General features: G+C 61.0%; 5 protein-coding genes. 3 read left to right on the top strand and 2 right to left on the bottom strand.

Annotated features, from left to right (window positions below; translation table 11 throughout):
• Positions 1–175: 175 nt before the first annotated feature.
• Positions 176–3,148: an SNF2-related protein gene (locus GH815_RS17895; protein WP_170290389.1), complete on the bottom strand. Its 2,973-nt coding sequence runs from the start codon at positions 3,146–3,148 to the stop codon at positions 176–178.
• On the bottom strand, positions 3,148–6,117 hold the full coding sequence (locus GH815_RS18925; RefSeq protein ID WP_170290388.1) for a hypothetical protein: 2,970 nt from the start codon (positions 6,115–6,117) through the stop codon (positions 3,148–3,150). The genes GH815_RS17895 and GH815_RS18925 overlap by 1 nt, the downstream gene beginning before the upstream one ends.
• 273 nt (positions 6,118–6,390) lie before the next feature.
• Between GH815_RS18925 and GH815_RS17890 the strand changes: the two genes are divergently transcribed.
• From GH815_RS17890 to drmB, 3 genes are read left to right on the top strand one after another with little or no spacing between them, the layout of a single operon-like run.
• Positions 6,391–8,625: a UvrD-helicase domain-containing protein gene (locus GH815_RS17890; RefSeq protein ID WP_343030956.1), complete on the top strand. Its 2,235-nt coding sequence runs from the start codon at positions 6,391–6,393 to the stop codon at positions 8,623–8,625.
• A gap of 29 nt (positions 8,626–8,654) precedes the next feature.
• Entirely contained in the window at positions 8,655–11,813 is a 3,159-nt protein-coding gene (locus tag GH815_RS17885) for a helicase-related protein (protein ID WP_153750100.1), read from the top strand.
• Positions 11,810–13,216, top strand: coding sequence for a DrmB family protein (gene drmB, locus GH815_RS17880; RefSeq protein ID WP_246176523.1), 1,407 nt, complete (start codon positions 11,810–11,812; stop codon positions 13,214–13,216). Before GH815_RS17885 ends, drmB begins: the two co-directional genes overlap by 4 nt.
• Positions 13,217–13,239 lie beyond the last annotated feature (23 nt).

Genomic DNA, 13,239 nt, shown 5'->3' with positions numbered 1-13,239 from the left:
ATCAAAGACTTCAATCCCGAGCGAAACACTGGGGATATAAGTCAGCGCGTTTACATCAACGCCACATCAACACCGCAGCCGAATTTTGACATTCGGCAGCACCCGACGACACACACCAACATCCGCCGACACAAAAGCCCCCCTCGCGGGGGCTTTCCGCGTTTGTCGTCTGCGCTCACTCTTCGGCGATGAGCGCCAAAAGAATGGTGCACGGTTGTACGGTACGAGCAGGGTGATGCCCGGCGGCAAGGCCCTGCAGGAAGTCGGTCGCCTCGGAGAAGTTCAGCCGAGCCATTGACAGCGATCTTTCCAAAGCTGCGACCTGACCCTGCCAGAGCTCGACCGGACCTGCCTCCGGTGGAGCCTGCCTGCGGCGTTCCAGGTTGAGCTCGCGATTTCGTATCTCCGCCAGAAAATATGGGCTCACCTGATCTGTCAGGCCTTCGAGCTCATGTTGAATACGGTCCAGAACCGAGCCCCTGTATTCCTCCACCTCAGCGTTGATTTTTGCGAGGTGTCGAGATCGTAAGGCATTCACCACCTCATGTTTCTCGAGAGCCGATAGAGGGGTTCTGCCTCTGGCCAGCGCATTGTTGGTCGACGCCGTTATCGGTTGCAGACAAAGATCAACCTCTCCTTCGGTCAACTCCCGCCAGCCATCCTTGGCCTTCCAGTAACCCTTGCGCATGAATACTGCCGGGGCTGCGACCCTGAGCCTGCGCTGGAAAGCACGAAGGAGGGTGTGAAGCATGCGTCGGTCAGCGGAAAGCGCGCTCTTCTGCACGTCTGTCGGCGCGCTGTTGAGGAGTTGCCTCGCCTCGGTTGTCCAAGCCGGGGGGAGCAGCTCATCCGGAAAAGGGTCGAACTGCGCGACCGTTACGACCACCAATGGGCCAAGTCCTCGTGCCGGGTGACCTTCGGGTAGCCTGACGCTCGTCTGGACTACCGGCTTCGCCGTTCCGAAGGCACTGAGGAGTGAAGCAGTATAGCCGGAAACCAGTGCATCATGCAGTTCCGAACCGTGATCTAGGAAACGGAGTGGACGACCAGATCGGGTTCCGTCCGCCCCAAGCTCACCATCGTCAGTGAAGACAATCTTCCGCGGCGGGGAAGAAATGTGGGCTCGCCTATAGATGAACGGGACGTGACCTGACATCCAACTTTCTCGGGACGCGCCAGGCAGGGAAAACGGGGCCTCGCCGGCTCGTCCGCGTTCACCCACTCCATGATACCAGATCGTCTGGAAGCCGTAGCCATCCTCCTTGTCCACGCGCCCACCGGTGTCGAAGTCTTTGGAGGCCTTGATCGTCTTCAGCCAGGCGCCGAGGGCTCGCTCTTCCCGCCGAATGGGCGTCTCATTGGGGCGCGCGAGGTCGGACATCATCGCCGGTGCAGGACATGGCTTCACGCGCCACAGTTCGAAGTCGGCTGCAGCCTGTTGCTGTGTGAATGGTTCTGCGTCTCGGAATAGTGACGGGAGACCGGTGCCCTTTCCAGCGAGAGGAGTAACCAGAAGAGCTGCCTTCCGCCTTATGGCAGCGTGCCCCAGAGTTGTCTGCAGTTCCGCCAGATCCGTGGGGGAGAGGGGCGGAAGCGGTGAGTCGAACACGCCCAGTTCCGCGACGGTGTCGGCAATCGCGGTTTCCTGTGACCCTTCGATCAGGATCCGCCAGATGTCGATGACACGCCTGCCGCCCTTACGTTCGCCTGTTGCGCCAAGACGGTCCACGCGGCCAATCAGCTGATCGATGCTGTCGATCTCCCAGGGAAGGGAGAAGAAGATGATTCCGTCAGCAACATGGTGCAGGTTGAGCCCGGCTTGCACCCAGTCGCCAACCAGCAGGAGGCGGTTGTCGCCAGACAGTAGCGGTGCGAGCGTTTCCTGGATTTCCCGCAGATTGGTGACACCTTCGACGTCGGTTGCTACCGGGCGCCGAAGCACAGAGATTCCGTCAACGAGAGATGGAAAATACCTGGGGAGCGCCACCCGCAACATGTCGATCGTCGGATTGTCCCCACACACGATGATGAAGGCGCGCTCATCATCCTCGCACCATTGCCCGGACAGGATATCCAGCAAGGCCTCCAGCCTGCTGTCGCCAGGGTCCTCAAGCGACTTGACGCGTGCGGCTTCCGCAAGCTGAGCGAGCGTGCCTCCGCGGGCGGCAAGTTCCGTCAGGACTGTTCTTGCCGCGCGAGCGCTGCGCTGAAGGGCTCGTGCGGCTGTCCATGCAGTTCCCTGCATCCCCTGGGCCGGGTCTGTACCCTCGAGTATCATGGCGGCAACTTCGTGCCGCATTCGCTCGGAAGTCAGCGGTTGCAGCCGAACCTCGTGATTGCGGCGCTGCGGAAGATATTCACCCCATTCAGCGCGACCGTTCCGGATGATCCGCCGCGTGGCTCCTGACCTCAGGAAACCCCTCCTCCAGCGGTCCGGGCAGTCCGTCTGACTCAGCTCCGCAAGAGCCGCTTCCTCGCGGTTCCGAAGGACATCGGCTACGCTCCGACCCTCGATCCGCGCAAGAGTCGCCGCTTCCGGCTCGATCATCCGCAAGATCGGTTCCCGCCATGAAGGATCGCCCAGCCTCGGTGTCGCGGACAGGACAAGAACCTGCCGGAAGTCATCCGATGCAGACGCGATCGCCTGGATTACCTCCCGTGGCATCGTCTGAGGCTCGTCGACGATCAGGAGATCGAAGACATCGGGATCGGCGGTGATGGTGCGCGTCCCTTGGCCTTGACGCGTCAACAGGTCGCGCGGTCTCGCCAGCGTTATCGGCAACAGATCGTCATGCGTGCCATGCCCAACCGCACCCGCGATGGCAGGCATGACATGACCACGAATCCAGCACTCTTCCTGCCATTGCAACAACAGGTTGTCCGGGGCAATGACGAGCGTTTTGTGCTTGGGATCTTGCCAGCGCAGAGCATTCACGATCATCAACGCCTGTACGGTCTTGCCGAGACCGACCTCGTCCGAGATGAGGTGCCGAATGTGCGAATCCCCGAGGATTCTGCGCACAGTTGCAATCTGGTGCGGCAATGGATCAGCGGCGACTCCGAGTGCGCCAACCAATCCGATATCAAGCGCAGAGACACGTCGCCGCAGTGCCTGAACGCCATTCACGAACCGGAGGTACTGGTCCATCAATTGGCCCCCCCGTACGGCAGATCTCCGAGTGCGAGCTTGCGTCGAAGGGCGACATAGCGAACGGCTCGGCTCGTCTGGACATCCGAAAGTGCCTTGGCGAGCAGGTCTCGCCAACCTTCCGTTTCCACCATCAGCTTGGGCGACAGCCACAACTGGAGCATGGTTCGGAGTTCGGCGCGCCCGAGCCATCGCAGGCCGGGTCGACGGAAGGCATCAACGTGGCAGGAGTCCAGCAGGTCGACGAGATCGTCTTCGCCCAGTTCGCTGTACCAGGGACTGACCAGTGATGACCACCGCGCATCAGGCAGGATGAGCGGGCGGAACATCGGAAGAAGGGGCATTTCCCGTGATCGCTCCAGTGCCTTGCGCCATGTTGCGGCTGGACGGGACATGTCCACTTCATCAAAGGCGTCGATGCCACTGGTCTCCAATTGGTGCCGCAAATCCTCGTATGCGTCGATCACGGCGAGATCGAGATCGCCCGCCAGATCGTCGTTCCACTGCAGCAGCGCTTCCGGGACATCTGGCACAGTCTCACGGAACCGAGTGATCAAACGATCCTGCAGGAACTCCCGGTCAGCAGCTGTCTCAATCCTCGGCAGGTCTTTTCCCGAAACGAGGCCCAGCGCGTCAGCACACCGCAGGAGCGCGCCATGCGGTGTCAGTATCGATATATCGATACCCGTTTCCAGTTTTCGCCAGTTCGCCCCGCAGAGCTGCTCGATCAGTGCGCCTTCAAGCTCTTCAACGATTGCCCATCGCTGCCAGTTCGCCAGCAGATCGTTCGCTTCCGCAAGTTGCCATGCAGCGTTGGCTCGAGCCAGTTCGATAAGCCCGACGCCGTCATTCATCGAGGACGGCTCCCGAAGCAGAGCAGGTAGCTTTACCGAACCGCGCTCTCCGAGGCCAATTCGGGCCGATGCCTTGCCTGGGAAGATCAGGCCCGCGGCGAGCGCCTCGTGATCCGCGGCATCCGGAAGGACGAGACGGGCCCCTTCCCAGGCATCGGCTCCGGCACCGAGAAGAGGCTCAGCGGACGTGGCGAGGATCGAAGGCAGTTCCTTCTCGTCGTTATCAGTTCGTGTCCACTTGCCTGTGTCCCAGTCATAACGAAGCTCCCGGCGAGCTGGTGGAAGCGAGATGACCTTCTCGAGAAGGCCCTCCACTTCGACATGAAGGCGCAACCCTGAATCACTCGCATGGCGTCCGGCCAGACCTGTCTGGATCCGATGCAGAAGTGGAGAGCGCCCCGTTATCGTGGCTGGCAACCGCTCGATCGCGCCTTCGGAAGCCAGCTCCGGCTCGTTCGGAGAGACTATCCGAATTCGGATCGGGACGTCCTCGAGGGCCAGTGGCGCACCGATCCTGATCTCCAGACGTCCTGCCTCCAGATCCGAGATGTTCGCGTTGCCTGGCAATACCTTCACCGATGCCGGTTCAAGATCAGGCGGCTCGACGACTTCGAACTCCAGTCTGTCTAGGTCTCCGCCGTCGGCTGGTTCGATCACGTGCAGCCCGACGTCGGGTCGGAGGGCTTTCCAGTCAATGCCACGGATTCGAAGCAACTCTCCGGGGGCGGCCGAACCATCAAGGAGCAGTTCGGTGCAGGCCCCGCTGCGCTGAGTGGCCAATACGGGGAAGCAGGCAAGAAATCTGTCTGACGATCCTGGTCCGGGAAGTCCGATTAGTCGTAAGGTGGGGCCGCGTTCCGCAATTACAAATCCGCGGCGCCGCAGGACTTCGCAATCCGCTGAATCGGATGTGTTTAGAACTCGCGTTTCGAGGTTTTCCTCGTCATCGGCACAAATGCACTGGATGATAACCGAGTCCGGTTGGAGCTTTTCGTTCGGAAAGACTGCGAACGCCGTCATCCCGCCGGCCTCGACCAGGAAGAATTCCGGCTGCAGTGGCTGCAGGCGTTCCAGCGTTACTTTTGCCGTTCCTTCATCGACATCGAGCGCATCGTCTCTGCGCAGGGGCGATGAGGGAAACGGGAAGACCTTGCCCAGGGTGATTTCACCACCGGCAAGGAATGATGCGAGAGGCACTGCCTGAACGCCGCCAGAAGCACGTATGCGGTCACCATGTATGCGCAGAGCAGCAATCACTTCATCGCGCGACTGTGCGGGCAGCGTCGGCCCCCTGATGATCAGATGCCGCGGCGTCTCGTCTTCGACGACGAGAACATACCTTGATGGCGCGATCTGGGCGAGGCGCGCCGATCGCCGTGCGACCGTCTTCCGAGCTTCCGTGATCGCGCGATATGCCCCGCGATCCTTTCGGATGTCACGGTCTATTCTCTGCAGGATGGTTTCGGAAAGCCATCCCGGAGACTCGGGCGCAAGCAGTCTGCGCATGACCTCCAGTGCGACGTCTCTCTGCAGCAGCCAGTGCTCGAACCGGCGACTTGAATGACCTGCCGCAAGCCCCCGCATGTACTCGAGCAGTCTGTCCGTGTCGTCGGCTGAAATTCCAGCCCTGACAGCACGCCTGAGAGCATCGGTGAGCTGAGGCTGAATCTCCAGCGGCACCAAGGAGTTGCCAATAGGCCACGAAATATGTGGGAAATGACGCTCCCACGGGCTGTCCCCCGGACGGGCAAGGCGTGCACTTCGGTGCCCGAGCTCGAAAAGTCGGGACAAGCCCGTTCGGAACGTGTGTCCTGCGTCGATCCCAAGTTCCAGTGCCAGTACTGGCCAGAAGTCTGTTCCCGTTCCCCGGTATCGATAGCCTACCTCAGTAGCGACAACGACCAGAGGCAGGTAGCGCCACGACCATGCCGCGCCCGCGAGTTGTGGATCCTCCTCCAACTGGCGGGAGACCGACCTTCTCAGTGCCTCCAGCGCCAGATCGTCGAGTCCGTGCTCGATGGCGAAGACAGGCAGTTCGCCACGCTCTCGCGAAAGGTTCGCGAAGTGCTCCGCAAGTGCGTGATGCTGACCCGATAGCGCATCTGCAATCTGCATGTTTCCTTCCGAGCCCGCCATACTGTCGCCAAACAAGACCATCACAAAGCCGGTACGGCGTGATCGCTGCAAGGTTGACTGCCAACTATCTGAACGTCAATCATCTTCGGGATGTCTGTCGAGAGGTGTAACGTGAGTTCTGAATCTGCGCTTTACCCCGATTCATCCATCCGGGATCTGTCGGGGGGACGCAGTGCAAGAGCCATCGCTGACCTCGTCCGGCGCTTTGTTCATGCGCGTCGTGGCGTCAGCCGTGCCGCGGTTGTGGAGTGGGTGTTGCAGTTCGTCGATGAGGCGGACAGCTCGGAGGGTGTGGCCCGGATCAGCGCCGTCATCGATCTGCTGTGCGAACTGAAGGACATCGGCTACGGCACAGTGCGCGGTGAACCCGTCCTCGTGGCTTTGCCTGAGCGCCGTGTCGCGCTGCCGGACGGGAGGGTGATTGGGCTTGGGGATCATGGACACTACAGCGCAGCCGCTTCCGGATTCCTCTTCCCCGAAGTTGAAGGACGGGCGTTTGAAAGCCTGATCGAAATTCTGGGGACGACTCAAGAGACTGTCTCGCTGTGCGGTCATCGGTCCCTGGCAGCCAACGGACGCTGGACCGGTGACGATCCAATGCCGGCTGCCTTGCGCAAGGCTCTCGCGCTCGGTGGAGCTTTTGATCCCTTCGAGCGGACGTGGTCACTCACCGAGGAGACCGCCTCTTTCCTGAACGAATGGTTCAACCTCACGCCTTCTGAATCCTCGTGGTCGCAGACGGAGTCGCCCGATGAAAGTCAGCTTCGCGTGGCGCATGCCCCCGCTGGCGCAAGAATGCTTGTCGAGGCTGGCCCAGGGAGCGGAAAGACCCATGTGGCTTGTGAGCGTGTCATATCCCTTGTTCAGGACGAGGGCATTGCCCCTTCGCGCATCCTGCTGCTCAGCTTCACCCGTATTGCAGTTGCAGAACTCCGGGATCGGATCGGTCGGCGCCTGAACGAAATTCCCAATGTGGCGGCATTGCAGATCAGGACTTTTGACTCGTTCGCAGCGCGCCTGCTTTCGAGTGCCAGTGTTGGTTCGTCAGGCGGGCATGACGCTTCAATTCGGGCTGCGACAAGGCTGCTCCGCTCTAATGACCCACTCGTTGCAGATGCGATTGGTCAGCTGGAACATGTGGTCATTGACGAGGCGCAGGATCTTGTCGGTGACCGTAAGGAGATATGCGAAGCCCTTCTTGCCTTGCTGGATCCCGCCTGCGGCGTCACGGTTTTCGGAGATTTCGCACAAGCGATCTACGGCTATCAGCACAAGGGCAATCCGGGAGCTACACTCCTTTCCGAAGTCGCGAAGCGTCCCGATTTCACTCGCGATCAGCTCGAGCGCGACCACCGCACACGGACAGCAGCGCTGAAGGAGATGTTTGGAACCGTTCGACAGGCACTGAGAGGTGATCCGACAGGTTCAAGAGATAGCTACTTTCGTGTTCGGGAGGAGATCAGGGCAGCGGCGGTTGAGAACGACATTGCAGATTTCGCGATTCATCCGTCAACAACAGCCGGGCTGATTGTCACCCGAAGTCGTCGAGGACTATTCACCGCAGCTGAAGACATGCGCGCGGCTGGCCGACGTTTCAGGCTCCGACTGCCCGACCGTCCGCCGAGGATCGAAGCCTGGATTGGCGCGCTGCTTGGTGGTCTGCCAGCATCGACCCGCATGTCGCGCGCCGACTTCCTGTCCATTCATGAACAACTTAGACCGGCGCCATGGCGTAGTTTCGAGGAATGCTGGGAGATCCTGCTCGATCTCGATGCCTCCGGTCGGGATGTCATCTCGGTTGGCAACGTCGCCGAGGGTCTTGCCGATCCGCCACCCGAGCTGATCAGTGACCATGAGGGGAGCTCGGGGCCGTTGCTCTCGACTATCCATGCGATCAAGGGGAGAGAGGCCGAACGCGTGCTGATGCTGCTGATGCGGGCGCCGTATGGGGACCAGGTGGATTGGGCCGAGGAAGCTCGTACTCTCTACGTCGGGGCAACCCGTGCAAGCACCGAACTGCGCACTGGGTGGATCACCCCGAAAAAATTCCATCCGACTGGAGACCCGGAACGGTTCTGGGCCGCGCGTCGCGATCATCGCCTGATCGAGATTGGCCTCGAGGGTGATCTCGTGGACTGGGCCGAATTCGTGCGTTCGGGCCATGGTGCCAGTGAAGCGGACACGATCTCGAACATATGGCGTGCCTCGCACGACGAGCCGAGAGTGACAGCGTATCCTGCCTCCGATGGACGTCTCATCCTAAGAATCGGAGACTCTGACGGACCGGCAATCGGCTGCCTGTCGGGTGGTTTCGTCGAGTTGATGCAGTCGTTGAGCAAGGTCGAGCCGGGGTCGGCACTTGCAGAAGTCGTTTCGGGAATTTCTGTCGTGGGCGCGACCACGACAGTGGTGCCAGGCCGGCCCAGTGATGCACCGAGCCTTGCGCTCATGCCGCTGCTTGGCGGCTTTGCCAGTATTCCTCGCTGAGCGAGAACCATGGTTTCTGGAGAATTTGAATGATTGATGCTCGCGACACGCTGCTGGAACGGATGAAGGTTGATCTCATTGGCCCGGAGTCGCCGGACGAGCTCATTTCGGATCGCCCCACCGATCGATATCTCACCGGGATCCTGTTCCCCCCTCGCACGACGATCTCGCCGGAAGATGACGACGAAGCGAGCGATGCTGACGATGCGGATGCGGTCGGCACTGCGCTGGATGGGGTGAAGGCAGCCTCGGCCTTTCGACCGAGCTCTGCTGGCCTGTCCTTCGCTGTCGAGCCGATCGGCCAGGCTCCAAGGCTGCGGGTTCGGGTCGACGGGGCACGTTACAGGCCCGAAGGTGCGGCGGAGGAAGGTAGCGGTTCAGGGCGGAAGCGCGCGCAGAGTTGGCGCCGAACTCCTCAATTCGCCGAGGTGTCACTCGATCTTGCGGCGCTGCGCAAGGAGCCAGCCCCGATCATTGACCTTGCCAGCAGCGGGCTTGCGGCGGGCTCTTTGCACTGCCGGATTGCTCCCTGGGGAGATATCCTTCTCGTCACGCTGGCGGTAACAAACGACGCGAAGCCGACTGAGGCAAGAAGTCGCGCGGCAAATGAGGAGGCCGCGCTTTTCCAGTTCTCGATGGTTGTGGAGTGCGAGGATGAATGCCGGTTCGTTCCCAAACCGGAGAGGATTGGCTCGGCCAGTGACGAAGACGATGCGCGCGCATCTGCCCTGCTGTATCGCAACGTCCAGCAATTTGCAGTGGGCCACACCTGCTCCGCGATGTGGGACGAGCCCGTGGAAGGCAAAGTGCATCAGGTCCGGACAAGCTGGTTCCCGGAAACCACCGTCCATGTCGTAAGCGCGGAAGGGGATACAGAGTTCAAGAAAGCGGATGCCAGGTTGCCTCTGGGGGCTTCATGGCTGGCGTCCGAGGACGACGCTGGTCTCTTCGCTGGGCTGAAGTCGTTCGTTGATGCCTACGCCCACTGGATTTCGAGGATGGAAGCAGCCGCGCTTACCATGTCCGAGGCGCATGTAGGGCAGGCACAGCGGCACATGCAGCGCTACCGAGAGGCTGAACAGCGGATGCGGGCGGGTATCGCTCTTCTCGAGACTTCATCCGATGTGCTGACTGCCTTCCGGCTCGCGAACGCTGCCCTCGCGCTGCAATACTCCTGGCGTATCAACCCACATCCACCTGAACTGGTCTGGCGACCGTTTCAGCTCGGTTTCGCGCTCCTGTGTCTTGAGTCGATCGCGAAGCCCGAGTCCTCCGATCGCGAGACGATGGACCTACTGTGGTTCCCGACAGGCGGCGGAAAGACCGAAGCCTATCTTCTGTTGACGGCTTTCACGATCTTCCTTCGGCGTCTCCGCGCCAAGGGAAACCCGAGCGGCGCAGGCGTGACGACGTTCATGCGATACACGCTTCGACTTCTGACAATCCAGCAGTTCGAGCGCGCAGCGGCCCTGATCTGTGCCTGCGAGATGGTCAGGCGCGGCAAGGTCATGCTTGAAGGTGTCAATCTGCCGGCACACTTCGCATCGGATATCCCGATCTCCCTCGGGCTCTGGGTGGGAGAAGGTGCCACGCCGAACACTGTCGCAGACGCGGAGAAGGTGCTGGGGACGGATGCGGAAAGCTCTCCGTCTCAGTTGCGCAGCTGCCCGTGCTGTCATGAAGTCCTTGACTGGACAATCTCGGCGGACAGGAGCCGTGTGGAGGTGCGCTGCCTGACGAAGACATGTGATGTCGGGCAGGAAGTGGCATTGCTCCCGATCTGGACGGTCGACGAGGATGTCTACCGGGAACGGCCGACGTTGTTGATCGGCACCGTCGACAAGTACGCGCAGATTACTCGGAACCAGAAGACCGGCTGCCTGTTCGGCATCGGTACGCCGGCAGATGCCCCGGAACTGGTGATCCAGGACGAGCTCCACCTGATCTCGGGCCCGTTGGGCAGCCTTGCGGGGCTCTACGAGACCGCAATCGACGAGCTATGTCGCTCTGGAGCAGGAGCGAGGGCAAAGGTCATTGGATCGACTGCGACGATCCGGAGGGCCGAAGACCAGATCAAGGCCCTGTTTGACCGCGGCTCATTCCAGTTCCCCCCGCCGGGGATAGATCATACGAACTCGGGGTTTGCGATCGAGGATCGTGAAGTGCCCGGGCGTCGCTATGTGGGGATTTCAACCGTCGGTCGCTCGGCCAAATTCACGCAACAGGCAGTAGCGGCGTCCCTGCTGCAAGCAGCCACCGACAAGTCGTTGGCGGCAGACAAGCGCGACGGATACTGGACCTTGGTCAACTATTTCAATTCGCTGAGGGAGCTGGGCGGTGCACTGGTTCTCATGCGTGACGACGTCGCCCGCAGCATCCGGGATTACGCGGAGCGCAGACCAGGGGAGACCGAGCGGGACGCCGGGGCGCAGATCGAGCTCACGAGTCGTGTCCGTTCCAGCGACATCCCGAGATACCTCAAGGATCTTGAGCGGGAATGGAACGATCCGGATCACGTCGATGTCGTGCTGGCAAGCAACATGATCTCGGTTGGTATGGATGTGTCCCGGTTGGGCCTGATGGTGGTCAACGGGCAACCGAAGACGATTGCCGAGTACATTCAGGCTACCAGCCGTGTCGGTAGAAGCCAGAAGGCGCCAGGGCTCGTGATCACATTGTTCAACGCGGCCAAGTCTCGCGACCGCAGCAGGTACGAGACATTCGCCGGTTGGCATCGCAGCCTTTACCGGGATGTGGAGGCCACGAGCGTGACACCCTTCGCTCCGCGCGCGCGTGACCGCGCACTTCATGCTCCGTATGTTGCAATGGTGCGCCATCTCGTGGCTGGCATGGAGAACCCGGGCGCAATCGAACATCATCAAGAGGAGGCTGAAGCACTCCTCGACAAGGTGATTGCCCGGATCGCGCGGATTGATCCGATTGAGGCAGATGCAGCACGCGCACAGCTCAACTCTTTCCTGGACGACTGGTTCGATCGACAGGGCCTGACGGACTATTGGCAAGACTACAGCGAAGCTCTCCTGACTTCGGCAGAAGCTGCCGCCGAGCGTGGGAACAGGGCACGCTTTGCCGGGCAGAAGCCGACCCCTAATTCGCTGCGTTCCGTCGAGGCATCTGCATCGTATGTTCTGCTTGAAGGCGGATCGGACAGGGGGACCAGACCATGAAACCGATCGGCAAGATTCGCCGGAGTCAAGTTCTGACAGGCAATGGCCCCGGCGCGATCATCGACTTCAGAGGCGAGAACGGCGCGCCTGTCTCTGTTGTGGCGGCTGGCCTGGAGGCGTGGGACCAGCTGGCCATCAAGAAGGGTCTTCTGAACGATCAACGCATTCATCACGAGCCACTTCAGGCGAGGCTGCAGGTGAATGGGTTCAGGCTTCCTCCCGTCGGAGACGAGAAAGTCGGCAGGGAGAAGCGACCACGCCTCTTGCCGGCCTATCGGTTTCCAGACTGGCATGTCTGCCCAAAGTGCAACCTCCTGCAACGAAGCCGGTTCTGGAGTTCCGAGATCGGCAAACCCGAACTGTGGTGCCCCTCGTGCAGTTCCGGGCGCGGCAAGCGTGTCAGGAAGGTCCATGCGATACCGGTCCGCTTCATCGTGACATGCCCTGCGGGGCATCTTCAGGACTTTCCCTGGATGTCGTGGCCGAAGCACGCCGAGTCCTGTTCCCGAAAGAAGCCGCTCAAGCTCATCGGGGAAGGGGCGGGATTGAAGGGGCTCAAGGTCCACTGCACGGAATGCAAGGCGGAGCGTGACCTTGACGGCGCCCTGTCGCCTGGCGCGCTGGGCAAGATTTCTTGCGACGGACGGTCACCTTGGCTGAAGATGCCGCCAGAAACCTGCAGCCATCAGCCTGTTGCCATTCAGCGTGGTGCGTCGAACGCTTATTTCCCTGTGATTGAATCGGCGCTCGACGTGCCGCCGTTTGGTGGTTCCTTCCGGGACATGCTGGAGGATTTCTGGCCCGACATCATTGCCCTCGACGACAGGTCGCAGCTTCCTGCCTTCGTCCGGAAGAGGATCCATCCCTTGTGGCCAGAACCGGACACCAGACCGGAAGACCTGACCGCACGAATCCTGACCCTGCTGACGATCCTTGACAACAAGACCGGCGACTTGCGTCCCAACGAGCACCTGATGCTCTACTCGGGTGGCCCGGATGGGGAGGAGTTCCCCGAGTTCCAGATCTCGCCTCAGCAGATCCCCCGTGACCTGCAAGGCGTACTGGACCGTCTTGTATCGGTCGAGAGGCTGCGCGAAGTCCGAGCTCTGAGGGCATTCACGCGGCTCAGCCCGGTGGAGGCAGCCGACAACAGCGCCTTCGTGGCGCCGCTGTCCGAGAGGAGGCTGAACTGGCTCCCGGCAATCGAGGTCCGGGGAGAAGGCATCTTCATCAACTTCGACGAAAGTGCCGTGTCGTCATGGGAGAACGAGCCCGATGTCGCCGACAGAGCGGCAAAGGCCCATCAGGCTGCCGAGCGTGCATGGCAGGACCATAACGGCAGTGATCGTGGTCGTGTCGCGAATGCTGTGGAAATTCTCTGGCGGCATGCTCCGGGCATGTGAAGGTTCGTGTTCTCAGGCGGCGA

The sequence above is a fragment of the Rhodovulum strictum genome (assembly GCF_009649175.1).
Taxonomy (GTDB): Bacteria; Pseudomonadota; Alphaproteobacteria; order Rhodobacterales; family Rhodobacteraceae; genus Rhodovulum; species Rhodovulum strictum.
This window is presented reverse-complemented; position numbering and strand designations above follow the sequence as displayed.

Excerpts from the sequence above, each read along its gene's own strand:
- GH815_RS17895 (WP_170290389.1), bottom strand. The coding sequence starts at position 3,148 with ATGGACCAGTACCTCCGGTTCGTGAATGGCGTTCAGGCACTGCGGCGA.
- GH815_RS18925 (WP_170290388.1), bottom strand. The coding sequence starts at position 6,117 with ATGCAGATTGCAGATGCGCTATCGGGTCAGCATCACGCACTTGCGGAG.
- GH815_RS17885 (WP_153750100.1), top strand. The coding sequence starts at position 8,655 with ATGATTGATGCTCGCGACACGCTGCTGGAACGGATGAAGGTTGATCTC.
- drmB (WP_246176523.1), top strand. The coding sequence starts at position 11,810 with ATGAAACCGATCGGCAAGATTCGCCGGAGTCAAGTTCTGACAGGCAAT.